At 63.4% G+C, this 24,871-nt stretch carries 23 protein-coding genes and 1 pseudogene; 23 read left to right on the top strand and 1 reads right to left on the bottom strand.

Features of this window, described 5'->3' with window-relative positions:
* From HKL97_RS00575 to hemN, 23 genes and pseudogenes are all read left to right on the top strand, one after another.
* Nucleotides 1-550, top strand: a pseudogene (locus HKL97_RS00575) (hypothetical protein); the annotation flags it as partial.
* A gap of 12 nt (nucleotides 551-562) precedes the next feature.
* On the top strand, nucleotides 563-1,963 hold the full coding sequence (gene tolB / locus HKL97_RS00580) for a Tol-Pal system beta propeller repeat protein TolB (protein ID WP_408820522.1): 1,401 nt from the start codon (nucleotides 563-565) through the stop codon (nucleotides 1,961-1,963).
* A gap of 193 nt (nucleotides 1,964-2,156) precedes the next feature.
* Complete coding sequence (locus HKL97_RS00585; RefSeq protein ID WP_291421807.1) at nucleotides 2,157-2,825, top strand: OmpW family protein; 669 nt, start codon at nucleotides 2,157-2,159, stop codon at nucleotides 2,823-2,825.
* 226 nt (nucleotides 2,826-3,051) lie between these two features.
* Nucleotides 3,052-3,825, top strand: a complete 774-nt coding sequence (rpsB, locus tag HKL97_RS00590; RefSeq protein ID WP_291421809.1) for a 30S ribosomal protein S2 — start codon at nucleotides 3,052-3,054, stop codon at nucleotides 3,823-3,825.
* Nucleotides 3,826-3,884: 59 nt separating this feature from the next.
* Nucleotides 3,885-4,790, top strand: a complete 906-nt coding sequence (gene tsf, locus HKL97_RS00595; RefSeq protein ID WP_291421811.1) for a translation elongation factor Ts — start codon at nucleotides 3,885-3,887, stop codon at nucleotides 4,788-4,790.
* Between the two features lie 92 nt (nucleotides 4,791-4,882).
* Complete coding sequence (gene pyrH / locus HKL97_RS00600) at nucleotides 4,883-5,611, top strand: UMP kinase (protein ID WP_291421813.1); 729 nt, start codon at nucleotides 4,883-4,885, stop codon at nucleotides 5,609-5,611.
* A 10-nt stretch (nucleotides 5,612-5,621) separates the two neighbouring features.
* Entirely contained in the window at nucleotides 5,622-6,188 is a 567-nt protein-coding gene (frr, locus tag HKL97_RS00605; RefSeq protein WP_291421815.1) for a ribosome recycling factor, read from the top strand.
* Nucleotides 6,188-6,898 carry a polyprenyl diphosphate synthase gene (gene uppS, locus HKL97_RS00610; protein WP_291421817.1) on the top strand — a complete coding sequence of 237 codons (711 nt, stop codon included), beginning with the start codon at nucleotides 6,188-6,190 and terminating at the stop codon, nucleotides 6,896-6,898. Before frr ends, uppS begins: the two co-directional genes overlap by 1 nt.
* Before the next feature lie 2 nt (nucleotides 6,899-6,900).
* Nucleotides 6,901-7,704, top strand: coding sequence for a phosphatidate cytidylyltransferase (locus HKL97_RS00615; RefSeq protein WP_291421819.1), 804 nt, complete (start codon nucleotides 6,901-6,903; stop codon nucleotides 7,702-7,704).
* The gene (gene dxr / locus HKL97_RS00620) at nucleotides 7,695-8,858 is read left to right on the top strand and encodes a 1-deoxy-D-xylulose-5-phosphate reductoisomerase (protein WP_291421821.1); all 1,164 of its coding nucleotides are present in this window, start codon (nucleotides 7,695-7,697) and stop codon (nucleotides 8,856-8,858) included. The genes HKL97_RS00615 and dxr overlap by 10 nt, the downstream gene beginning before the upstream one ends.
* A complete protein-coding gene (gene rseP / locus HKL97_RS00625) occupies nucleotides 8,858-9,940 on the top strand; it encodes an RIP metalloprotease RseP (protein ID WP_291421823.1) in 1,083 nt (360 codons plus the stop codon). The genes dxr and rseP overlap by 1 nt, the downstream gene beginning before the upstream one ends.
* A gap of 145 nt (nucleotides 9,941-10,085) precedes the next feature.
* On the top strand, nucleotides 10,086-12,458 hold the full coding sequence (gene bamA / locus HKL97_RS00630; RefSeq protein ID WP_291421825.1) for an outer membrane protein assembly factor BamA: 2,373 nt from the start codon (nucleotides 10,086-10,088) through the stop codon (nucleotides 12,456-12,458).
* On the top strand, nucleotides 12,459-13,211 hold the full coding sequence (locus tag HKL97_RS00635) for an OmpH family outer membrane protein (protein ID WP_291421827.1): 753 nt from the start codon (nucleotides 12,459-12,461) through the stop codon (nucleotides 13,209-13,211).
* A gap of 4 nt (nucleotides 13,212-13,215) precedes the next feature.
* The gene (lpxD, locus tag HKL97_RS00640) at nucleotides 13,216-14,265 is read left to right on the top strand and encodes a UDP-3-O-(3-hydroxymyristoyl)glucosamine N-acyltransferase (protein ID WP_291421829.1); all 1,050 of its coding nucleotides are present in this window, start codon (nucleotides 13,216-13,218) and stop codon (nucleotides 14,263-14,265) included.
* A 5-nt stretch (nucleotides 14,266-14,270) separates the two neighbouring features.
* On the top strand, nucleotides 14,271-14,762 hold the full coding sequence (gene fabZ, locus HKL97_RS00645; RefSeq protein WP_291421831.1) for a 3-hydroxyacyl-ACP dehydratase FabZ: 492 nt from the start codon (nucleotides 14,271-14,273) through the stop codon (nucleotides 14,760-14,762).
* 104 nt (nucleotides 14,763-14,866) lie between these two features.
* A complete protein-coding gene (gene lpxA, locus HKL97_RS00650) occupies nucleotides 14,867-15,694 on the top strand; it encodes an acyl-ACP--UDP-N-acetylglucosamine O-acyltransferase (RefSeq protein ID WP_291421833.1) in 828 nt (275 codons plus the stop codon).
* Between the two features lie 12 nt (nucleotides 15,695-15,706).
* Entirely contained in the window at nucleotides 15,707-16,528 is an 822-nt protein-coding gene (locus HKL97_RS00655) for an LpxI family protein (protein WP_291421835.1), read from the top strand.
* 144 nt (nucleotides 16,529-16,672) lie between these two features.
* On the top strand, nucleotides 16,673-17,074 hold the full coding sequence (gloA, locus tag HKL97_RS00660; protein WP_291421837.1) for a lactoylglutathione lyase: 402 nt from the start codon (nucleotides 16,673-16,675) through the stop codon (nucleotides 17,072-17,074).
* A 4-nt stretch (nucleotides 17,075-17,078) separates the two neighbouring features.
* A complete protein-coding gene (locus HKL97_RS00665; RefSeq protein WP_291421839.1) occupies nucleotides 17,079-18,290 on the top strand; it encodes a sulfotransferase in 1,212 nt (403 codons plus the stop codon).
* Nucleotides 18,291-18,296: 6 nt separating this feature from the next.
* The gene (locus tag HKL97_RS00670) at nucleotides 18,297-19,385 is read left to right on the top strand and encodes a glycosyltransferase family 4 protein (protein WP_291421841.1); all 1,089 of its coding nucleotides are present in this window, start codon (nucleotides 18,297-18,299) and stop codon (nucleotides 19,383-19,385) included.
* 452 nt (nucleotides 19,386-19,837) lie between these two features.
* On the top strand, nucleotides 19,838-20,911 hold the full coding sequence (locus HKL97_RS00675) for a Hint domain-containing protein (protein WP_291421843.1): 1,074 nt from the start codon (nucleotides 19,838-19,840) through the stop codon (nucleotides 20,909-20,911).
* A gap of 134 nt (nucleotides 20,912-21,045) precedes the next feature.
* Nucleotides 21,046-21,960: a cysteine synthase A gene (gene cysK / locus HKL97_RS00680; protein WP_291421845.1), complete on the top strand. Its 915-nt coding sequence runs from the start codon at nucleotides 21,046-21,048 to the stop codon at nucleotides 21,958-21,960.
* A gap of 60 nt (nucleotides 21,961-22,020) precedes the next feature.
* Nucleotides 22,021-23,385 carry an oxygen-independent coproporphyrinogen III oxidase gene (gene hemN / locus HKL97_RS00685; protein WP_291421847.1) on the top strand — a complete coding sequence of 455 codons (1,365 nt, stop codon included), beginning with the start codon at nucleotides 22,021-22,023 and terminating at the stop codon, nucleotides 23,383-23,385.
* Nucleotides 23,386-23,695: 310 nt separating this feature from the next.
* On the opposite strand, the gene HKL97_RS00690 is transcribed toward hemN, so the two are convergent.
* Nucleotides 23,696-24,610, bottom strand: a complete 915-nt coding sequence (locus HKL97_RS00690; protein WP_291421849.1) for a DUF2189 domain-containing protein — start codon at nucleotides 24,608-24,610, stop codon at nucleotides 23,696-23,698.
* Nucleotides 24,611-24,871: the final 261 nt, after the last annotated feature.

The raw sequence follows: 24,871 nt of genomic DNA on the forward strand, positions 1-24,871 counted from the left end.
CACGAGCACCGTGGTGCAGCCCAAGCTGCCGTTGCCGCCGTTGCCGCAGCCGCCAGCCCCGGCGCAAAGCCCGACGCACCAGCAGAACGTGGTGAAGACCCCGGCGCCGTTGAGCAAGAGCGTGTTGAATACGTTGCTGAAGTTGCAGGCGTTGCAGCAGCAGAAGCAGCCGCCGACGCATGTTTACAACCCTGACCAGGGCGGCGCGCCCAATGGCGGCGGCAGCAAGCAGAGCACCGCCAATTCCGGGCTGACCGGGGCGGACCGCTCGGCGATTGGCAACCATGTGCGGCCTTGCTGGAACGTGGATGCCGGGGCGCCGGGGCTCTCCAGCTTCAGTGTGAACCTGATGGTGACGACCGACCCCACCGGCACGGTGCGCATGGCCGTGGTGGCGCCGCAGGACCAGAGCAAGCTGGGCGACCCTATTTTCGCCGCTTTTGCCAACGATGCCATTAACGCCGTGATGAACGTGCAATGCGCAACGTTGCCGCTGCCCTCGTATATGCTGGGTAAAAACCAGACCTTCCTGTTCAATTTCACGCCGTAAGAGGTACTCATGATGCGTTTTAATATTCCGCTCATTTCCCGCCGTGGCGTTCTGGGCGCCGGGGCGGCCGCCGCGGCGGCGCCGGTGGCTTTCGCGCAGAGCGCGCTTGGCGGCGGGGCTGATGCAACCGTGGCCGCGCCGGCCGGCGGCACCGCCAATAACGGCCCGGCGATTAACGTCTCCGGCGCGCAGACCGCCCCGATCCCCATCGCGATCGCGCCGTTTACCGATCCATCGGGCAACGCATCGCAATATGGCGGGCAGATTACGGGGGTGCTGAGCGATGATCTGGGCCATTCCGGGTTGTTCCGGCCGATCGACCCGGCGAGCTTTGTGCCTAATTCTGTCGTTAACGGCACGCCGGTTTGGCAGAACTGGAACATTCTCGGCGCGCAGGCGCTGGTGACGGGCGATGTGGCGGACCAGGGCGGCGGGCAGCTGCGGGTGGAGTTCCGGCTGTGGAATGTATCGCAGCAGAGGCAGGTGCAGGGCACCGCTTATACCACCACCGTCGATAACTGGCGGCGGATCGCGCATATCATCGGCGATGTGGTGTATCAGCAGATGATTGGCGAGAAGGGCTATTTTGACTCGCGCGTGGCCTATATCTCGGAGGCCGGGCCGGTGACGAGCCGGATACGCCGCCTGGCGGTGATGGATTACGATGGCGCCAACAACCAGTTTTTGACCGATGGGTCCTCGATGGCGCTCTCGCCGCAGTACAACCCGACGCGCCAGCAACTCGCCTTCGTGAGCTTCCAGAGCAATACGCCGCGCGTGTATCTGTTCGACCTGCAAACGGGCGCGCAGCGGATGCTCGGCTCGTATGGCGACCAGACCATCGGCCCGCGTTTCTCGCCGGATGGCAATTCGCTGCTGATGTCGGTTTCGCGCAATGGCGGGGCGGCGATCGTGAAGGTGAACCTGAGCGGGGGCGGCATGGTCGAGTTGACTGATTCCTCGTCCATCAACGTCACCCCATGCTACTCGCCGGATGGGTCGCAGATCGTCTTCAACTCCGACCGTGACGGGAATCAGCAACTTTTCGTGATGAACGCCGATGGTTCGGGTGTGAAGCGGATCAGCTTCGGCGCCGGGCGGTATGCTGAGCCCTCGTGGTCGCCGCGCGGGGATTTGATCAGCTATACGTTCTGGGGCAGCGATGTGGGCGGGTTCACCATCGGCGTGATGGCGCCCGACGGCTCGGGCGAGCGCATTCTCTCCCAGGGTTTTCTTGTGGAATCGTCAACCTTCTGCCCGAACGGCCGGGTTATCATGTTCTGCCGCTCGACCCCGACGGCGGACGGGCATTCGTCCCGGCTGGTCACCATCGGGATCGACGGTTTCAACGAGCGGCTGGTGCCGACGCCATCTTATGCGTCGGACCCTTCATGGGGGCCGTTGCTGGCGTAACGCGCCACCGTTTATTGCGAAGCATTTTATTTTGAAGCATTCCCAAAGGGGGGCAGGGTCACTGCCCCTCTTTTTTGTTGGGTGCGCGCGTTTGGCATGCTTTGAGCGCATGGTTAATTTGATTAATATCAAATTCTCGAAATTTTTGGTGGCCTACCCAGGGTTGTTGTTAACAAAACTGGGAGACTAGATTATGAGAATTCCATTTGGCTTCGGTCTGGCGGGTCTTTTGGCTGCGGCCACGGTCACGCCCGCGGCGGCGCAGAGCTATTTCAGCCAGCCGACCGGCTACCAGGCTGGAAACATGATGGTGCATGTGAGTCTGATCGGGGTGATACCTGAGGATTTGAACAGCGCCGTCCGGGTTGGGGGCGCCGTTGTGCCCAACGAGCATGTGAGCGTGAGCGCCGGCATTTCGCCGGAAATCGATGCGTCGTATTTCTTCACGCCGCATTGGTCCGTGCAGGTGATTGCCGCGACCAGCCGGCATAATGTGAAGGTGACCGGCCCGCTGGACGCCAAGGTTGGCAGCGCCTGGGTGCTGCCGCCGACGGTGACGCTGCAGTATCACCTGCCGGAAATCGGCGGCATTCGTCCATATGCGGGCGTTGGCCTCACCGTGGCTTTCTTTTATGACCAGCACGCAGCCGCGGGCATCACCAAGTTCGGCGGTCTCTCCACGGGGGTTGGCCCGGCGCTGGATGCCGGGTTTGACGTGCCGGTCGCCGGGAACTGGTTTGCCAATGTCGATGTGAAGCAGATCTTCATCGTCACTGGGACGCATGTGGATAACGGGCTGATCGGCGCGCATACCGAGCTGGACCCCACCGTGGTGGGTGCGGGCGTGGGGTATCTGTTCTAAGCCTGCGCGCGCGGGATTAAGCTAAAAGAAGGGGCTGGACCGTGAGGTTCGGCCCTTTTTTACGCGCGCGGCTTGCATTTTGGCGGGTGATTTGCGATAGGGCGCGCGTCGGCATGGTGCCGATAATTCACACGCAGGGCGCTTATCCTGGGGTTTTCCCTTAGGTCCGGTGCTGAGAGGCTCAGCCCTGCGGAGGTTTTAACCGGATTTTTGGAGAAGTTTTGCCATGGCATTACCTGAAGTTTCCCTGCGTCACCTGCTCGAATCGGGCGTCCATTTCGGGCATCATACCCGCCGCTGGAACCCGCGCATGGCGCCCTACCTGTTTGGCGTGCGCAACCAGGTGCATATTATCGACCTGCAGCAGACTGTGCCGCTGCTTGAACGCGCCCTGAAGCAGGTGCGCGACGTGACCGCCGCCGGCGGGCGTGTGCTGTTCGTGGGCACCAAGCGCGCCGCGGCTGATTATGTGGCGGAATCCGCGCAGCGTTGCGGCCAGTATTATGTGAACCACCGCTGGCTCGGCGGCATGCTGACCAACTGGAAAACCATCACCGGTTCCATCAAGCGCCTGCGCCAGATGGACGAGATGCTGGCGGGTGAAGTCCAGGGCCTGACCAAGAAGGAAATCCTGAACCTGACGCGCGACCGCGAGAAGCTGGAACGCGCGCTGGGCGGCATCAAGGACATGGGCGGCCTGCCGGACATCCTGTTCATCATCGACACCAACAAGGAGAAGCTCGCGGTTGAGGAAGCCAACAAGCTCGGCATTCCGGTCATCGCGATTCTCGACTCCAATTCCGACCCGACGGGTGTGACCTACCCGGTTCCGGGCAATGACGACGCGATCCGCGCCATCACCCTGTATTGCGACCTGATCTCGGGCGCGGTGCTGGATGGCATCAGCGCTGAGCTGGGCTCTTCGGGAATTGACCTTGGCGCCGCCGCCGAGCCGATCCTGGAAGCGCTGCCCGAGCCGGAAGCCGAAACGCACGCCTGAGTTAGGTTTGGTCCGCGGGGCGGTTTGGCGCCGCGGGTAAAAATTTGAGGAGCAGAAATATGGCTGAAATTACCGCGGCGCTGGTGAAAGACCTGCGCGAGACGACCGGCGCCGGCATGATGGATTGCAAGAAGGCGCTGGTGGAAAGCGATGGCGACATTCAGGGCGCGATCGACTGGCTGCGCAAGAAGGGGCTCTCTGCCGCCGCCAAAAAATCCGGCCGCGTGGCGTCCGAAGGTCTGGTTGGCGTCGCTTTGGCTCCCGGCAAGGTGGCGATGGTCGAGATCAACGCCGAGACCGACTTCGTGGCCCGTAACGAGGCGTTCCAGGTATTCGTTGAGACCGTGGCGAAGCTGGCGCTGGAGACCGGCGAGGATGTGGAGGCCCTGAAAGCCGCCGCCTATCCTGGTACGGGCCGCACGGTCGCGGAAGAGATCGTGCATCTGGTCGCTACCATCGGCGAGAACATGACCGTGCGCCGCGTTGCCGTTATCGAGGTGCCGGGCGGCGTTGCTGCTGCTTATATCCATGGCGCGCTGAAGCCGGGGCTGGGCAAGATCGGCGTGATCGTAGGGCTTGAAGGGGCCGCGGGCGAGGCAATTGAGACGCTGGGGCGCCAGATCGGCATGCATGTGGCCGCCACCCGCCCGGATGCGCTGAGCATTGCCGAAGTGGACCCGGCGACGCTGGAGCGTGAGAAGAACGTGCTCTCCGACCAGGCGCGCGCCTCGGGCAAGCCCGAAGCCATCATTGAGAAGATGGTCGAAGGCCGGGTGAAGAAGTTCTACGAGGATGTGGTGCTGCTTGAGCAGATCTGGGTGCATGACGGCGAGAGCAAGGTGAAGGCGGTGGTCGAGAAGGCCGGCGCGAAGATCACCCGCTTTGTGCGTTTCCATCTCGGTGAGGGAATTGAGAAGGAAGCCACGGATTTCGCGGCGGAAGTTGCGGCGGCCGCCGGGGTTTAAGTTTACCCCGGGCTGGACTAACCAGGGGCGGTTCGGGCAATTAGCCTGGACCGCCCTTTTCTTTAGAAGCCGCTCTCCTCTATGGATGTCCCATGACCTCGATTCCTCAATATAAGCGTGTGCTGCTCAAAGTCTCCGGCGAGGCCCTGATGGGCAAGCGGGAGTACGGGCTGGATACCGACACGGTGAACGCCATTGCCGCCGATATCGGCGATGTGGTGGCGATGGGCGTGGAGGTTTCGCTGGTGATCGGCGGGGGGAATATCTTCCGCGGCGTGGCGGGCGCTGCCAGCGGTATGGACCGCGCCCAGGCGGATTACATGGGCATGCTCGCCACCGTGATGAACGCGCTGGCCATGCAGTCAGCGCTGGAGAAGCGCGATGTGCCGACTCGGGTGCAGTCGGCGATTCCCATGGCCTCGGTCTGCGAACCTTATATCCGCCGCCGCGCCGAGCGGCATATGGAGAAGGGCAGGGTGGTGATTTTCGCGGCCGGGACCGGCAATCCGTTCTTCACCACCGACACCGCGGCGGCGCTGCGCGCGGCCGAGGTGAAATGCGACGCGCTGCTGAAGGGCACGCAGGTGGATGGCGTGTATTCCGCCGATCCGCGCAAGGTGAAGAATGCCGAACGCTTTGAGACGCTGACGTATCTGGACGTGCTTTCACGCGATTTGAACGTGATGGACGCCTCCGCCATCAGCCTCTCGCGCGAGAACAAGCTGCCGATCATTGTCTTCAACATCCATGCGCCGGGAGCCTTCGCCGCCGTGATGCGCGGCGAGGGGCTGTTCACCCGGATCGTGGAACCGAACCAGTAAGGACGGACAAATGCCTGCCGATATTTCCTCGCTTAAAACCGATCTCACCCGCCGCATGGATGGCGCGCTGGACGCGCTGAAGCGCGAATTTGGCGGGCTACGCACCGGGCGGGCCAGCCCGGCGCTGTTCGACCCGATCAAGGTTGAGGCGTATGGACAGATGATGCCGATCAACCAGGTGGCGACTGTTGCGGTGCCGGAAGCGCGGATGCTGACCGTGCAGGTCTGGGACCGCTCCATGGTCAATTCCGTGGTGGCGGCCATCCGTGATTGCGGGTTGGGGCTGAACCCGCAGCCCGACGGCCAGATGGTGCGCGTGCCGCTGCCGATTTTGACCGAGGAGCGCCGCAACGAGCTGGCCAAGACCGCCGCCAAATATGCCGAGAATGCGCGCATCGCGGTGCGCGGCGTGCGCCGCGATGGCATGGAGCAGATTAAGGCGCTGCAGAAGAAGCACGAGATCAGCGAGGATGACGAGCGCGACTGGTCCGAGCAGGTGCAGAAGCTGACGGATGAGTACATCAAGCGCCTCGACGCCAGCCTCGCGGAGAAGGAAAAGGACATTCGCCAAGTCTGATGTCCGAGGTTTCTGCACGCCCGGTCCCGCTGCATGTGGCGATCATCATGGATGGCAATGGGCGCTGGGCCACTACGCGCGGGTTGCCGCGCGTGGCCGGCCACCGCGAGGGGGCGAAGGCCGTGCGGCGCACCGTGGAGGCGGCGATCGCCCAGGGGGTGCGCTATCTCACGCTGTTCGCGTTTTCCTCCGAGAACTGGCGGCGTCCGCCGGGCGAGGTGGCGGATCTGACGTTTCTGCTGAAGCATTATCTGCGCAGCGAGCTGAATGAGATGCACGCGCAGGGTGTTTGCCTGAAGATCATCGGCGAGCGGGAGCGGTTTGGCCCGAACCTGACCGCGGAGTTGACCGCCGCCGAGGCCAGAACCGCGAATAACAGCAAGCTTACGCTGGTGATGGCGCTCTCATACGGCGGGCGGGCGGATATTGTGGCGGCGGCGCGCAAGGCGATTGCCTCTGGCATGGCGCCGGAGGCGTTGACCGAGGAGAATTTCGCGGCGCTGCTGGACACGAGGGGCATCCCTGACCCGGACCTGCTGATCCGCACCAGCGGGGAGGTACGGATTTCCAACTTCCTGCTGTGGCAGACGGCTTATTCCGAGTTGCTGTTCACCGATGTGCTGTGGCCCGACTTTGGCGCCGCTGCGTTTGCCGCCGCCCTGGACGAATACGCCACCAGGGAACGGCGCTTTGGCGCCCGCCCGGCCTGAGCATGGCGCCCGTGCAGAAAGGCGGCCGCTGGGCTGATTTTGGCGTGCGCCTGGCCTCGGCCATGGTGCTGGGGCCGATTGCGCTGCTCTGCCTGTGGCATGGCGGACTGGCGTGGACGATATTTATTGCCGCGGCGTTGGCCGGGATGGGCCTTGAGTGGGCGAAGCTGGCCGCGCTGGGCTTGATGGATGCGGGGACGTGGCTGATTGCCGGCGGGTTGCTGGCCGCGCTGGCGCTGGGGCATTTCGGGCTGATTCTCGGGTTTGCGGCGCTGGCGCTGGCGGCGGGAGGCGTGGGGCTGAGCCGTGGCTGGTTTGCCGCCGCGGGAATCCCCTATGCCGGGGTTGGCGCGCTCTCGCTGCTGTGGCTGCGGCTGCAGCCTGAGCATGGGTTGTATGACACGATGTTTCTGGTTGTCGTGATCTGGAGCACGGATATTGGCGCATATCTGGTCGGGCGGCTCGTTGGCGGCAAAAAGCTTGCGCCGAAAATCTCGCCGGGGAAGACCTGGAGCGGCTCGATCGGCGGGTTGTTGATTGGCGGGCTGGCTGCCGCGATGCTGGCGGCGCGGGGGCATGGGGTTGACCTGGCCGCCCTGCCGGCGGGATTTGCCCTGAGTGTTTTCGCCCAGGCGGGAGATTTGCTGGAAAGCTGGATCAAGCGCAAACTGGGAGTTAAGGATTCTGGACGGACGATCCCTGGTCATGGCGGGTTGTTCGACAGGTTGGATGGTTTTTTGGCGGCCGCTCCGGTGGCGGCGATATTGGCGCTCAGCGTCCATGGAGGCTTGCCGTTATGGGGGTAAAGATTTTATCGGTGCTCGGCTCTACCGGGAGCGTCGGCACGCAAACCCTTGATATTATAGCTGAAAATCAGAGTTCTTATCAGCTGCGCGCGCTGGTGGGCGGGCGCAATGTGGCGTTGCTGGCGGCGCAGGCGAAGCAATTCCGGCCGGAACTCACCGTGATCGCGCAAGAATCGCTGCTAGGTGAGTTGCGCGCCGCCCTGGCCGGGACCGGGCTGGCCTGCGCGGCCGGGCGCGCGGCCGTGCTGGACGCCGCGGCGCTGCCGGTGGACTGGACGATGTCAGCGATTACGGGGGTGATAGGCCTGGAGCCGACGCTGGCGGCGGTGAAGCATGGCGGGACGGTGGCCTTTGCCAACAAGGAGGCGCTGGTTTCGGCGGGCGATGTGTTTTTGCGCGCCGTGGCCGAGGCAAAGGCGACTCTGTTGCCTGTGGATTCGGAGCATAACGCCGTTATGCAGGCGATGGCCGACGGCAATGCCAGGTCTATTGACAAGATCATCCTCACCGCCTCGGGCGGACCGTTCAGGAATCACGGGTTTGAGGAGATGCGCGGCATCACCCCGGAGGCGGCGTTGCGCCATCCGGTGTGGTCAATGGGGGCGAAGATTTCCATCGACAGCGCCACGATGATGAACAAGGGTCTGGAAGTTATTGAAGCTGCAAGATTGTTTGGACTGACTTCGGAGAAGATCGAGGTTCTGGTGCACCCGCAATCGGTGATCCACGGCATGGTCTGCTATGCGGATGGCTCGGTGCTGGCGCAGCTTGGCTCGCCCGATATGCGTATTCCCATTGCCCATACCCTGGCGTGGCCGCAGCGGATTGCCACCGCGGCGCCGCGGCTGGATTTGGCGGCGGTGATGAAGCTTGAGTTCTCAGCACCTGATGAAGTCCGCTTTCCGGCGCTGCGCCTCGCCCGCGCGGCGCTGGAGGCGGGAGCGGGGGCGCCAACTGTGTTGAACGCGGCCAATGAGATCGCGGTTGCGGCCTTCCTGGAGCGCAAGATCGGCTTTCTCGACATTGCCGGGATCGTGGAGGAGGTGTTGCAACAACTGGGCGCGCCGCCGGTGCCTGACCTTGAGGCCGTGCTGGCGTTGGACGCGGCCGCGCGCGCCGCCGCCAACGGGCTGGCGGCGGCAAAGGCCGCCTGATGTTCGATACCGCACGCACGATTCTGACCTATGCGTTTGTGCTTGGCGTGCTCGTGTTCTTTCATGAGCTTGGGCATTATCTGGCGGCGCGGGCGCGCGGCGTGGTGGTGGAGGTGTTCTCCATCGGGTTTGGCCCGGCGCTGGTTTCCTGGCGGGCGAAATCCGGCACTGTGTGGAAGATTTCGGTGCTGCCTTTGGGCGGCTATGTGAAGATGCAGGGCTGGGGCGAGCCGAATGATCCGGCGCCGGCGGTGCCTGGTTCATTCGCCGGGGCATCGCTGGGCTCCAAGGCGTTTATCGTCGCGGCTGGGCCGCTGGCCAATCTGCTGCTGGCCTTCGTGCTGTTTTCCGGATTGTTCATGACGGTTGGGCGAGTCGTGGTGCAGCCGGTGTTCAGCACGGTGGAGACGGCGTCTCCGGCGGCGGCGGCGGGGATGCGCGCGGGTGACCGGGTGTTGACCGCTGGTGGCGAAAAAATAAAAAATTTCAATCAGTTGCAGAACATTGTTAGCCAGCATCCCGATGCTTCGATGGATTTCAGCCTGCTGCGGCAGGGGAAGGTCATCAACGTGCGGGTGGCGCTGGGCGCTGTGACGGTGGATGGCGAGAAAATCGGGCATCTGGGTGTGGCGGGCAGTGTTTCCAGCATTCAGCATTTCTCGCCCCCCGAGGCGGCGGCGGCGGCGGCGGCGGAGACCTGGCACGACGGCGCGGGCATGCTTGCCGGGCTTTATAATCTGGCGGTGCATCGCCAGGGGCTGGGGCAGCTGGCCGGGCCGCTGGGGATTGCCGAGGTGACGGGCCAGGTTGCCGCGCTGGGGATCATCAGCGTCATCAGCTTCATTGCGTTTCTCTCGATCAATCTTGGTCTGATCAATCTGGTGCCCATTCCCATTCTCGATGGCGGGCATCTGTTGTTCTACCTGGCGGAGGCGATCTATGGCCGGCCGCTGCCCGCGCGCGCCATGGATATCGGGCTGCGTTTTGGCGCCGCGCTCATCATTTCGTTATTTTTCTTAACGACTTTCAACGATCTGAGCCGGATTGGCGCCGTGAACTGGGTCGTGCATCTGTTTGGATAAGCGTCTTCGCGGCTGCGGGGTTGAGCGTTTGGCCTTGCCGATAAGTCCGGCCCGTGCCAAACGCGCCACAGCGAAAACACTCCGGCGCGCCGGAGGCCTGTATGGTTTGGGAGATTATCTGTTGCTTAAGCCGCGCTCGGTCCTGTTGGCCTCTGTCTGTCTTTTGCCGGCTTTGCTGGTCTGTGGCCCGCATGGTGCCGCTTTTGCCCAAACGGCCTCTGCGGTTTCGCGGCCGGTGGAGGCTGGCGGCACGATCGCGGCGATCAATGTCAGCGGCAACCGCCGGATTCAGACCGATACGATTACCTCCTACATGGTGGTGCAGCCGGGTGACACGTTCGATCCGCAACGGATCAACGAATCCCTGAAGACGCTTTATGCCACAGGCCTGTTCAAGACGGTTTCGATCACGCGCGCGGGCAACAACCTCGATGTCGCGGTTGTGGAAAACCCGACCGTTGATCAGGTGCTGTTCAGCGGCAACAAGGCGTTGGCCGACAAGGATGCGAAGGCGATTGTATCGCTGAAGTCGCGCTCGGTGTTCACCATCGGGTCGGTTGAGGCCGATCGTCAGGCTTTGCTCGAAGCCTATGCGAAAAAAGGCTATTACAACGCGACGGTAACGCCCAAATATATCCGCTTGCCTGATAACCGCGTCAACGTGGTGTTTCAGTGCAATGACGGTGTGCAGACGAAAATCAGCCGCATTGCCTTCATCGGCGATAAGCATTTTAGTCAGGCGAAGCTGCGCGAGGTGATTTCCACCCGTCAGTCAGCATGGTTCCGCTTTCTCTCAAGTTCGGATCAGTACAATCCGGACCGGATCGAGTATGACGAGTACCTGCTGCGCAAGTTCTATTTGCATAAGGGGTATGTGGATTTCCGCGTGATCAGCGCCAATGCGGAACTGAGCCCGGATCATAAATCCTTCTATCTGACCTATGATATTCATGAAGGCCCGCGCTACCGCGTGAGCAGCCTGAAGATCGTCTCGAGCATCCGCACGCTGAGCGACAAGGAGTTGCGCGGGTTGGTGCCGCTTTCGGCCGGAGACTGGTTTGACGGCGATGCGCTGGTGGAAGGCGTGACTGCGCTGAACACGCGCGCGCTCAACCTTGGCTATGCCTTTGCCCAGGTGAACCCGCAGGTGCAGAGCGATCCGGCGAAGAAGACTGTTGCCATCACGCTGAACGTGATCGACGGGCCGCGCGTGTATATTCAGCGCATCGACATCACCGGCAATACCCGCACCGAGGACAAGGTGATCCGCCGTGAGCTGACCGTGGCCGAGGGCGATGGCTATAACCAGTCGAAGATTGATCAATCCACTAAGCATTTGAAGGATCTCGGGTTCTTCAAGGATGAGAAGATCACCTCCTCGCCCGGCTCCACGCCGCAGCAGGTGATCCTCGACACCGCGGTGACCGAGCAGGCAACCGGCCAGTTCTCGCTCGGCGGCGGTTATTCCAGCAGTCTCGGGGCGTTGCTCAACACCGGGTTGAGCCAGAACAACTTCCTGGGCACCGGGGTGAATACCTCCGTCAACGCCATGCTGGCGCAGCGTGGCACGCAGGTTAATCTGGGCGTGACCAACCCGTATTTTCTGGACCGCAACCTGATCGCCGGGTTCGATCTGTTCCGCTCATCGACATATTCCTACACCGCGCAATCAACCAGCTACAGCTACTCCGAGAGCGACATCGGCGCGGACGTGCGGCTGGGCTACCGCTTTAACGACCATGTGCGCCAGTCGTTCAGCTATACGATCAGCGAGCGCAATGTTTATAATGTGCCGGCCGGTTCCAGCATCTACATCACAAGCGAGCAGGGGCTCTCCAGCCTCAGCCAGATCAGCCAGACACTGACGTTTGACTATGTTGATGACGATCTGAACCCGACCAGCGGCCTGCTCGCGGACCTGACCACCGATTTCGCCGGTGCCGGCGGTACGGCCAAGTTTGTGCGCATCAGCCCGGATATATCGTATTACATTCCGCTGGAGCGGATTTTCGGCTCCAAGGACTGGGTGCTTAAGTTCTCGGCCACCGGCGGCGATCTTATCCCGCTGTTTGGCTATCATGACCGGATTACGGACCGCTTCTTCCTGGGTGGCGATTCGCTGCGCGGCTTTGCCGATGGCGGCGTCGGGCCGACGACCGTGCAAACGGCGGCCGATAATGCGGCGGGCGTCAATTTCGGTGGCCAGTCCGTGGGCGGCCGCGTGATGTGGACGCAGTCAACCGAGGTGAAGTTCCCGCTGCCGGTTTCGCCCGATCTTGGCCTCAGCGGCTTCGCGTTTGTCGATGTCGGCTCGCTCTACGGGGCCCGCCAGATCTCGGGCGGGAGCTATGGTCCACAGCCGCTCAACAATACCACGGCGCCGCGCGTTGGCGCGGGTGTTGGGCTCTCCTGGAACACGCCGTTCGGGCTGATTAATCTCTCACTCGCCGATCCTGTCGTGAAGCAGAAGGGCGATCAGACACAACAATTCCGCGTTTCTTTTGGTACGAGGTTCTAAGTGGCATTTTTTACCCGTTTCTCTCCGGTTCTGGTTGCCGTCGCGGCTTTGAGCGCGGCGCCGGCCGCGTTTGCGCAATCTTCGCCGGGCTATTTCATGCCGCCCAGCCAGGCACCCGCCCACGCGCCGGCTCATGCGCCGGCCCCCGCGCCGCAGGCTCAGGCGCAGGCGCAGGTTCCATCGATTCCGCAACTCCCGGCCCTGCCCAAGGGCGCACCGCCGCCGGTCGCCGTTATCGGTGTGTTGAGCGTGCCCGAGGTGATGCAGAAATCCACGGCCGCGCAGGGCGTGCAGGCGGTGATCCGCCAGCGCCAGGAGGCATTGGCCAAGGAGGCGCAGGCCGCGCGGGCGAAAATCCAGGCTGAGCAGGCGCAGATCGAGGCTGACCGTTCGACGCTGACCGACGCCCAGTTGGAGACGAAGGAACAGGCCCTGCGCGATGAAGTGGCCGCGACGCAGACCTCGTTTCAGGAGCGCAACCAGGCAATCCAGAACTCCGGCCAGGCGGCGCTGGGGATTATTGAATCCGAGCTGATCGCCATTATCCGCCAGGAGGCGGAGGCGCGCGGCATGAATCTGGTGCTGCATCGTGAGCAGGTGGCGCTGAATGTTGACGCGTTCGACATCACCAACGCGGTGGTGGCGCAGATCAACAAGCTGCTGCCGTCCGTTCCCGTGCCCCCCAGCGTGGTGACGCCCGGCATGGCGGTTAACCCGCCGGACCAGAGCGGCGACCAAGGCGCTGGCCAGTAGTCTCATGGCCGATGTTGCAAAACCCGGTGACGCGCGTTTTTTCGAGCGCACCGGGCCGCATACGCTGCAAACCCTGGCCGCTTTGGCCGGGGCACAAACCCAGGCCGGGGAACGGTTGATCCATGGGGTGGCGCCGTTGCAGACCGCGGGGCCGCTGGATGTGACGTTTCTGGACAACCGGCGCTATGCGGATCTGCTGCCGGGTATCAAAGCCGGGGCGGTGATCGTGCATCCCGACTTCGCCTCCCGTGTGCCGGAGGGGACCGCTGCGCTGGTGACCCGCGAACCTTATGTGGCCTGGGCGAAAATTTCCGCCTTGTTCCACCCGTTTCCGCGCGCCAAGGCCGGGATCCATGCCAGTGCGGTGATCGATCCTTCCGCAACGATAGACCCCACGGCTGAGATCGGCGCGCATGCCGTCATCGGCGCGCGGGTGGAAATTGGCGCCGGAACCATCATCGGGCCGCTGAGCTCGATCGCGGATGGCGTAATCATCGGCGCCGAATGCCGGATTCACGCGCAGGTTTCGGTTTCGCATGCCGTCATCGGCAACCGCGTCGTGCTCTATCCGGGCGCGCGCATCGGCCAGGATGGGTTCGGCTTCGCGATCAGCCCCACCGGGTTCACCCCGGTGCCGCAGCTTGGCCGGGTGCTGATCGGCGATGGCGCGGAGATCGGCGCGAATACCTGTATCGACCGCGGCTCGGCGCAGGATACCGTGATCGGGCCGGGCGTGCATATCGATAATCTCGTGCAGATTGGCCATAACGTGAACATTGGCTCGCATGCCGTGATCGTCGCGCAGGCGGGGGTCTCCGGCTCGACGGCGATTGGTCCGCAGGTTATGATCGCGGCGCAGGCCGGGCTGACCGGGCATCTGACCATCGGGCGCGGGGCGCGCATCGGCGCGCAGGCCGGGGTGATGACGGATATAGGCCCTGGCGAAGAGGTTATGGGATCACCGTCGCAGCCGTCGAAAACCTTTTTCAGAGAGGTTATAACCCTTCGTAAACTGGCCCAATATGGCCGCAAACCTAAAAAAGCAGGTGGTTGACCCCGATGAACGACGTGCCCCAGGCTGATCTCCCCCCGGTGGATGTGAGTGCTTTCGATGTGAAGCAGCTCTTGCGGTTGATCCCGCATCGCTACCCCTTCATGCTGCTCGATCGCATGGTGGATGTCCGCTATGGCCATTCGGCGACGGGGATCAAGAACGTCACCATGAATGAGCCGTTTTTCCAGGGGCATTTTCCCGGGCATCCGGTGATGCCGGGCGTGCTGATCGTCGAGAGCATGGCGCAGACGGCGGCGGCGCTGGTTATCAGCGGCATGGGGGAGGACGCCGGTTCGCCGATCGTGTATTTCATGTCGATCGAGAATGCGAAATTCCGCAAGCCGGTCACCCCGGGGGACCAGCTACGGCTGGAACTGGTGAAGGACCGCAAGCGCGGCAATGTCTGGCGCTTTAACGGCACGGCCCGCGTGGATGGCGTGGTGGTCGCGGAAGCCTCGATCACGGCCATGATCATGGACGAGGTTAAACCCGTATAGCTGTTCCGGCCCGCCGGTACGGAAACGGACGGAAATAATGATTGACTGGCGGTGCCCCGGGCACCGCTTTACAGCAAACGGCGCAATGAGAGTTGGACCAGAAAATGTTGAAGCCGGTGCCTGAGATGATCCACCCGACCGCCATCATCGCAGCGGGTGCCGTGATCGGCGCCGATGTGAAAATCGGCCCGTTTTGTACGGTTGGGGCGCAGGTGGTGCTGGAGGATGGGGTTGAGCTGGTCTCCCATGTTGCGGTGGAAGGCCGGACCCGGATCGGCGCCGGGGCAAAGTTGTTTCCGTTCTGCACGGTCGGTCTGGCGCCGCAGGACCTGAAGTACAAAGGCGAGGACACCGAGACCAGCATCGGGCCGCGCACGCAGATCCGCGAGCATTGCTCGATTCATCGCGGCACTGTCACCGGCACGGGCATCACCAAAATCGGCGCGGACTGCCTGCTGATGGCGGTGGTGCATGTCGCGCATGACTGCAACATCGGCGACGGCGTGGTGATTTCCAATAATGTCGTCATGGGCGGGCATGTCGAGGTAGGCAGCCGGGCGGTGATCGGCGGGGCGGCTGCGATTTTGCAGTTTGTGCGGATCGGCGCGGGCGCCATGGTCGGCGGGCTGAGCGGCGTGCCGAACGATGTGACGCCGTACTGCTTCGTGTTCGGGCCGCGCGCGCAGATGGTGGGGTTGAACATCGTGGGCTTGCGCCGGCGCGGGCTGAGCAAGGCGCAGCTGCATGAGATCCGGGCCGCGCATAAGTTCATCTTCGCGGGGCCGGGCGTGTTTGCCGAGCGCGTGGCCGCTGCGCGCGGTGAATATGGCGGCAATGTGTATGTGGCGGAAATGCTCGACTTCATCGCAAATCCGGGACGGCACGGTATTCTCACCAACGTGGCGCGTGCCACCGGGCAGAGCGACGAGTAGGCAGCTGCCGCCATGAACGCGACGCCCCTGGGCATTATTGCGGGCGGCGGCGCGCTGCCGGGCCAGGTTGCCGCCGCCGCGCAGGCGGGCGGGCGGGCGGTGTTCATCGCGGCGCTTGAGGGGTTTGCCGATCCGGCGGTGGTGGCGCCCTACTCGCACAGGTTTTTCCGTTTGGGCGCCATTGGCGCGATCCGCCGCGCGGTCGAGGAGGCCGGTTGTGTTGATCTGGTGATGATCGGCCCGGTAAAGCGGCCCTCGCTGCTGGCGCTGCGCCCGGATGCCGAGGGGGCGCGGCTGCTGGCCAAAATCGGCCGCGCGGCTTTTGCCGGGGATGACGGGCTGCTGGCCGCAGTGGTGCGCGTGCTGAGCGAGGAAGGGTTTCATGTGCTGGGCGCGCACGATATTTTAAGCGACGTGCTGGCGCCGCCGGGTCTGCTCACCACCCGCGCGCCCGATGCGGCGGCGATGGCCGATATTGAGCGCGGGATTGCGGTGCTCAAGATCATCGGCGCGGCGGATATTGGCCAGGCCTGTGTGGTGCAACAGGGCATTGTGCTGGCGGTGGAAGCCGTGGAGGGCACGGACGCCATGCTGGCGCGCATTCCATCCGTGGCGCGGCCTGGCCCGGCCGGGGTGCTGGTGAAGCTGGCCAAGCCGGGGCAGGAGCGCCGGGCGGATATGCCGACCATTGGGGTGGCTACCATCCGCCATGCGCGCGAAGCCGGGTTGCTGGGGGTGGCTTTTGAGGCTGGCGGCACGATTCTGGCGGACCGCAAGGCCATGATCGAGGCGGCGGACGAGGCGGGGATGTTCCTGTTGGGTGTGCAGCCCTAAATTGCGCCAGCGCCAGTTGACGCGCGCAGCCCAAGCTGAACCTATCCTGCCGTAGTGTGAATCGCGATGCCGATTCACGCCCGAGGCTGGTGCGCGAAGCGTGGCTGGCCAAGGGGGGCGGACATTCAACCTGAAAGCGGGACCATGAGCGAAAATTTCTCTTATCTTCATACGATGCTGCGGGTCGGGAATCTGGACACCAGCGTTAAGTTCTATACCGGCCTGCTGGGCATGCGCGAACTGCGCCGCACGGAAGTGCCGGCCGGGAAGTATACGCTGGCATTTCTCGGCTATGGCGATGAGGCGACCCATACCGTGCTGGAGCTGACGTATAACTGGGGCGTAAGCTCCTATGAAGCGGGAACGGCCTTTGGGCATCTGGCCATCGGCGTGCCTGATATTCATGTGACCTGCGAGAAGCTGCGCGCCGCGGGCGCGAAGATCACGCGCGAGCCGGGGCCGGTGAAATTCGGCACCACGATCATCGCGTTTGTCGAGGACCCGGATGGCTACAAGATCGAGTTGATTGAGTGCAAGCCGCAGTAAACTGATGAACGCGCTGTATCAGGCGTTGCGGCTGGGCTTTGTCGCGGCTGATGCGGTTGTGCCTAAATCCTGGTTGCCCGGGTTGGAACCTGACGCGCTCATCGCAGCGTCAGGGAGCAATCCGGGGCCGGATGCGCGCGAGGCGTTGCGGCGGCTGATGGCCTCCATCATGACGGAGTCCGATTTAAGCGTTTTCGGCCGGATTTCGCTGCACTGGGACGCGTTGCGCCTGCTGCGCAACGCGCAGACGGTGGAAGCCGCGCACCGCGCCAGCCCGGCCCTGGCGCAGGCGCCGGTCAGTCAGCCGTTGTTCATACTCGGCCTGCCGCGCAGCGGGACGACATTTTTGCATGAGCTGATGGCGCAGGACAGCGAGAGCCTGGTGCCGCGCAACTGGCAGACCATCTACCCGGCGCCGCGCCCCGCCAATTTCAACCCGCTCAACGACAAGCGGGTGCAAGCCGTGGATCGGCAGCTGCGGATTTTCGCTGGTCTGGCACCTGGATTTTCGGATCTGCACCCGATTACAGCGGACAGTCCGCAGGAATGCACCGAAATAACGGCGCATGTGTTCCAGAGCCTGCGCTTTGACGCGACGCACCGCGTGCCTTCCTATTTCGCCTGGCTGGAGGCACATGGGCATTTGCAGGCTTTTCGTTTTCATAAGCAGTTTCTGCAATTTTTGCAAAACGGCGCGCCGGGGCGCTGGGTGCTCAAATGCCCGGACCATACTTTCACGCTGGATGCGATCTTGCAGGTCTATCCGGATGCGCGCTTTGTGATCGTGCATCGCGATCCTATCGCGGTGCTGGCCTCGGTGGCGCGGCTCACCTGGGTTTTACGCAAGCCGTTCCTGCGCAAGATTGATCTCGCGGAGATCGGGGCGCAGGTTTCGGAGCGCTGGATACAAGGGGCGAACCTGCTGCTGGATTTCGACCAGCGCGCGGATGTGGCGCCGGAGCGGAAGATTCATGTTCATTATGATGAACTGGCCGGCGCGCCGCTGGCGGTCATCGCGCGGATCTATGCGCGGTTTGGCATGCCGCTGCGTGCGGAAGCGCTGGCGGCGATGTCTCGCCGGATTGCGGCCAAGCCACGGGGCGGGTATGCCCGGCATGCGCCTTATTCGCTGGAAAACTTCAAGCTAAGCCAGAGCGCTTTGCAACAACGGTTTGTCCCGTATGTGCGCCAGTACTGCCGCGCGGGTGGGGTGTGAGCGGGGATGAAGCTGCTGGTGTGGCACTGGGGGCGGCGCGGCGGCGGCCCGTTGTTCGCGCTGCGGCTGGCGGCGGCCCTGGGGGATGTTCCCGGGCATAGTGTGCGCCTCTCGCTGGCGGGAGGAGCGGAGATTCTGGCCGGGGCTGCGGCGGCGGCGGCGTGCAGCTGGCGCGAGCCGACGTATGAAAATGCGCTGGGCTATGCGCTACAGCGGCTCAGCGGGCCGCTGGTACGCGGGCGGGTGAGGAAGCGGCTCATCGAGGACCGGCCCGATATTGCCATATGCGCGATGCCGGCGCTGCTGGATGCGCGCATGACCATTGCTCTGCGCCGCCTGGGTATTCCCTATGCCATGGTTGTGCATGATGCGGCTGCGCATCCGGGGGAGGCTTTCAACTTCCGTATCATGGGCCAATGGCGCCAGCTGCGCGATGCGCGGGTGTTGTTTCCGTTGACCGGGCATGTGGCCGACGGCCTGCGCCGGCAAGGATGCGGCGCAGCGGGGCAGCGTGTTGTGAAACTATGGCATCCACCGGTGGGGTTGGGGGAAATGGCGCCGGTGATGGCGCATGGCGGGGTGCCGAGACTGCTCTGTTTCGGCCGGTTGCTGCCCTATAAGGGGCTTGGCCTGCTGGCCGGGGCGTTGGAGCGGCTTGGCCCGGAGCGGCCGTTTCAGCTTCGCGTCTGCGGTGAGGGGCCGGCCTCGCCAAGCCTCGCCCGGTTGCGCGCGATGCCGGAGGTGAGCGTGGAGCAGCGCTGGGTGAGCGAAGGGGAGCTGCCCGCGCTGCTGGCCTGGGCCGATGCCGTGGTGCTGCCGTATCAGGAGGCGAGCCAGTCCGGCGTGGCCGCCTTGGCGATAGCGGCCGGGAGATATGTGCTGGCAACCAACGTGGGGGGGTTGCCTGAGCAGCTGGCTGGGGTGCCGGGCGCGCGGCTGTGCGCCCCCACGGCTGAAGCCGTTGCCCAGGGGCTGATGCAACTCACTGTGGATTTGTCGGCGGGCGGCGCGGCGGCGGCCCGGCCGCTGGAGGATGCGGCGGCGGGCTGGCCTGCCTTGGCGCGGGCCATGCTGGCGGCGTTGAAGCCGATCTAGCCTGATTGGTTTAAGTGCGATCAGGCTCTGGCCATTTTTTTGAGGGCAATTCACGCTTCCGGCTCGCTCAGGCGAGCGAACCTCAAACGATCGCGCTCTCTAACATCTGTAAACAGTGTATCACTAAATGTTGACCGGTATCACAAACGCGTCAATCACGATTTTTTGAGACGATTTCCCTCCGATAAGGTGACAAAGGCAACGATACATATCGTTTCGCGGAATTTTTGGCCCGGCAGCTGATTTACGGATGCCGGGCCGGACGCGGCGGTGCTTTTGGGGGTGTATTAAAAATGGTTGATTTTACATGGGTTGGCGGCGCTTCGGGGAATTTTTTTCTGGCAGCGAACTGGAGCCCTCCCGCCGTTCCAACATATGGGTTCATTGGTGTTCCCACTGGGACAACCATTGTTATGCCATTTGGCAACCAGGTTTCTCTGGACGGCCTAGTGATGACGGGCCCCGCCGGAACCGTGACGCTCGCTGGCGGCTCATTCTACTTTAGCAACGGTCTTACGCCGCCCGCCGGCTATAACGTGACGCTGAGCGCCACCACATTCTCGACCACCTCGGCGCTCGGCGTGGCAAACGGCGGCACCATAACCCTTAACGGCGCCACGGTGACCGGCAGCGGTTCGGCCGCGGCGGGAACGTTCATTTTTGACACCGTGAGCAGCAGCGGGAGCGCCAACATTCTGGCAGTCACTGACCAGAGCACGGGGCTGGTCCTGCAAAACCTCGGCTTTGGCGACCAAATCAGGCTACTAGGTGGTGGAGACACGATGTCGCTGACGTTGAACCCCGGCAGCACGTCGGTTTATACGCTCACCGATGAGCATAGCGGCGGCGGTTCAACAGTTGTTTCCAGCAATGTAACCTTGGCTCCCGGCACCGCGCCAAGTAATTTCATAAGTTCGGGCGGTACCCTCTTATACAACGGCGCCCCGCCCTGTTTCTACGCCGGTACACGCCTTGCCACGGCGGATGGAGATATCGCGGTGGAGGATATTACCGCCGCGACGCTGCTGATGACTGCCGCGGGCGAGAGCAAGCCGGTGCGCTGGCTTGGCCGTTCGCAGGTTTCCACCCGCTTCGCTGACCCGCTGCGCGTCTTGCCGGTCCGTATCAAGGCCGGTGCCCTGGGCGAGAGCCTGCCGCTGCGCGACCTTCTGGTCTCGCCGGACCACGCCATGTTCATTGGCGGCGTGCTGGTGCAGGCGGGGGCGCTGGTGAATGGCAGCAGCATCATCCGCGAGGCTGATGTGCCGGAGTGCTTCACCTATTACCATGTGGAGCTTGCCACCCATGAGCTGCTGCTGGCCGAGGGCGCGGCAACGGAAAGCTTTGTGGACAATGTGGACCGCATGGGTTTTGCCAACTGGGCGGAGCACGAGGCCCTGGGCGAGACCGCGCCGATTGAGGAGATGGACATTCCGCGCGCCAAGTCGCAGCGCCAGGTGCCGGTTGCCGTGCGTGCGCTGCTGGCGGCACGCGCGCTGGCATTCCAGGAGGCCGCGGCCGCCTGAATTCGGGCACGGCGGTATTTGCGACAGCCGGGGCGGCTTTTTGTTGCGCGCCATCATCCAGGCAAGGACTTGCACTTCGCTCAAATCGGGGCATCTTGGTTGCAACGGCGTGAAACACACCAAGGAGGCAGAGTATGAAAGCCAGCAGCGTTCTCGAAACCATCGGCAAAACCCCGCATATTCGTCTGGCGCGGATGTTTCCCTCGGCGCAGGTCTGGATCAAATCAGAGCGCACCAATCCTGGCGGCTCGATCAAGGACCGTATCGCGCTGGCTATGGTGGAGGCAGCGGAGGCGGCGGGCGCGCTGAAGCCTGGCGGGCTGATTATTGAGCCGACCTCGGGCAATACCGGCATCGGTCTGGCGCTGGTGGCGGCGGTGAAGGGATACCGGCTGATTCTGGTAATGCCTGAGTCCATGTCGGTTGAGCGGCGCCGCCTGATGCAGGCTTACGGCGCGAGCTTTGACCTGACGCCCAAGGAGCTTGGCATGAAGGGCGCCATCGCGCGGGCGAGCGTGCTGGCGGCGGAGAATCCGGGCGCGTGGATTCCGCAGCAATTCGAGAACCCGGCGAATATTGAGGTGCATGCCCGCACCACCGCGCGGGAAATTCTGGCGGATTTCCCCGAGGGGCTGGATGTGCTGATCACCGGTGTCGGCACCGGCGGGCATATCACCGGCTGCGCGGAAGAGCTGAAAAAACACTGGCCACATATGAAGGTTTTTGCCGTGGAGCCGGCGCTCTCGCCTGTAATATCGGGCGGCGCGCCAGGGCCGCACCCGATCCAGGGGATCGGCGCCGGGTTTATTCCGGCGAACCTGCACCTCGCGGCGTTGGATGGGGTGATACAGGTGGATGCCGAGGAGGCGCGCGAATACGGCCGCCGCTCCGCCCGGCAGGAGGGGCTGCTGGTTGGTGTCTCCTCCGGCGCGACGCTGGCGGCCATCGCCAAGAAGCTGCCGGAACTGCCGGCGGGGACGAAGATCCTCGGATTTAACTACGATACCGGCGAGCGCTACCTCTCGGTGCCGGAGTTTCTGCCGGGCTGAGCGCCCGCCGGTTTGACCTGAATCAATGAGAACGGGGCTATGCGCGTTCAAAAGAGGGCCATGATGACAGATGCAGACCTGATTGCCCGCTACGATGGCCGCGTGCCGCGCTATACGAGCTACCCGACCGCCCCGCACTTTACCCCCGCGACCGGCGCGCAGGCTTATGCCGGGTGGCTGGCGAACCTGCCAGCGGGGGCGCCGGTTTCATTGTATCTGCATGTGCCGTTCTGCGACCGGCTGTGTTTGTATTGCGGGTGCAATACCTCGGTCGTGCATATGGAGCGCCCCAAGCGCATTTATGCCAGGACGCTGATGCGCGAGATCGCGCTGGTGGCGGAGACCGTGGGGCGGCGCTTGCAGGTCTCGCATGTGCATTGGGGCGGGGGTACGCCCACTGTGTTGCCGCCCGATTGCCTCACCGATATCATGGAGAGCGTGCGCGGCCATTTCGAGATGCTCCCCGATGCCGAGATCGCCATCGAGATCGACCCCACATCGCTGTCGCCGGACCGGCTGGCGGCGCTGGCGCAAATGGGCATCACCCGCGCCAGCCTGGGCGTGCAGGATTTTGACCAGGCGGTGCAGGACGCCATCGGCCGCCAGCAGAGCTTTGAGGAAACCGCGGCCTGCGCGCAGGCGTTGCGCGGGATTGGCATCAGATCGCTCAATCTGGACCTGATATACGGCTTGCCGCACCAGAGCGAGGAATCGCTGGAGCGGACCGCGCGGCAGGCGCTGGCGCTGCGCGCCGACCGGGTGGCCGTGTTCGGCTACGCGCATGTGCCATGGATGAAGAAGCACCAGTCGCTGATCCCGGAGGCCTCGCTGCCGGGTGCGCAGGCGCGCTTCGCGCAGGCGAAAATGGTGCGCCGGGTGCTGGAGCGAGAAGGGGGGTATATTCCGGTCGGGCTGGACCACTTCGCCCGCCCCGGCGATGCCATGGCCGAAGCCGCGCTGGGCCGGAAACTGCACCGCAGTTTCCAGGGCTACACAACGGATGCGGCGCCCGCGCTCATCGGCCTGGGGGCAAGTGCGATTGGCAGCCTGCCGCAGGGCTATGTGCAGAATGCTCCCGGTGTGCCCGCCTATAGCGCCGCCATCAACGAGGGCAGGCTGGCCGTCAGCCGTGGTGCCGCCCTCACCCCGGACGACAGGCTGCGGGGCGCGGTGATTGAGAGCATCATGTGTGAGCTTGAGGTTGATTTGCAGGCGCAGGCCGGAGCCTTTGGCGCCGATCCGGCGCCGCTGCTGGCCGACGCGCAAGTGCTGGCGGGGTTTCAGGCGGATGGTCTTGTAAGCTGGGATGGCACGCGCATTGAGGTGACTGAGGCGGGGCGGCCGTTCGTGCGCAACATCGCTGCGGTATTCGACCGGTATCTGGCGCAGCAAACAGCAACACCCCGCCATGCCGTGGCGGTGTAGCCGGGCCGTTGAGTTAGAGAGGCCATTTTTCTGAGGGCGATTCACGATTTCGGTTCGCTCGGTTGAGCGAACCTCAAACGATAGCACTCTAACGTTCTGTTTGCGGTGGTTGCGTTGATGTTCCGGCTGGCGGGATATTCGCAAAGCGGCATGGCGGGCCAGCATCAAACGAAATCAAAAAAAAGCCCCGCACGCATTTCTGCGGCAGGGCCAGTGTGGGGAGTGTATCCGCTTTCGGATATACAGAATAGACACCGGCTTTTAATTTCTGTCGTTGACCTAGATCAAAAACCTGCTGATTATTGAATGATCAGCCGGATTTTTGCAGATCCTCGCCATGCCGCATGGTCAGCTTGCTCATATCAGCGGGCGGCACCACCACCTTGCGGTACAAATGCCAGGTCGCGTGGCCCAGGACCGGCAGCACCACGATCAACCCGATAAAAAGTGGCAGGGCGCCGATGAAAAGGCTCACGGCGACGATGAGGCTCCAGACGGTGAGCGGGCCGGGGTTGCGCAGCAAAACCTGCACGGAGGTGGCGATGGCTGTGGAGAAGCCGGCTGGGCGGTCCAGCATCAGGGGAAAGGAGACGACGCTGATGGCCACCACGCCGACCCCGAACATGATCCCGGCGGCAAGGCCGGCGAGCATCATGGTCCATCCGGCTGAGGTGGTGAAGGCGCCCTCGATGAACAGGCGCGCCGAGGCGGGCGGCATCGGCCCCATGGTGAAATCATAAATCACCTGCGCCACCGCCAGCCAGGCGAGATACAGCCCGATGAGCAGCAGCCCCAGCCCGGTGATGGCGCCGATGGAGGGCGAGCGGACGACCTTGAAGGTATCAAGCCAGCTTATTTTGCCGGTGAGTTCACGCTGGCGGCTCATCTCATACAGCCCGACCGCCGCCAGCGGCCCGACCAGCGCGAACCCCGCCGCCGTGGGGAACAGCAGCGGCAGCAGCCGCCCATGCGCCTCGGCCATTGAGATCAGCACCCCGATGAGCGGGTAAATCATGCACAGAAAGATGACATCCGTGCGCGCCGCGGCGAAATCATCCAGCCCGCGGCGCAGCGCGTCCCGCACGTCAGCGAGGGTGATTTTACGCACCACCGGCATTTCGGTGCTGCTTGCGACAGGCCAGTACTCCTGCGGAGTCGCACTGCCGACGACGTTGGTTGACTCGATCTGCCCGGCGACCCACTCCATTGGATTACGGATATGCATGCTCTAAATCCTCCTGACGGCGCCCTTGTATTCCGGGCATTATCGGCAAGTCGCAGCAAATTAGCGCAAAACCCCGGCAAAGTCGCGAAAATTTTGTTAATCACCCGGTCATGGGGCGGAGGAGATTGCATTTGTTCACCATTTTGCACTAAGCCGGTGTCCCGTAACCCTTACAGGAGACTTCCATAGCCAGACCGCCAGCGCCACCCGCCCCTCCCTCGCGTGAAGGACCCCGGGTCAACGATGAAATCAGAATTCCGC

The sequence above is a fragment of the Acidocella sp. genome, assembly GCF_013044125.1.
In the GTDB taxonomy this organism is placed as follows: Bacteria; Pseudomonadota; Alphaproteobacteria; order Acetobacterales; family Acetobacteraceae; genus Acidocella.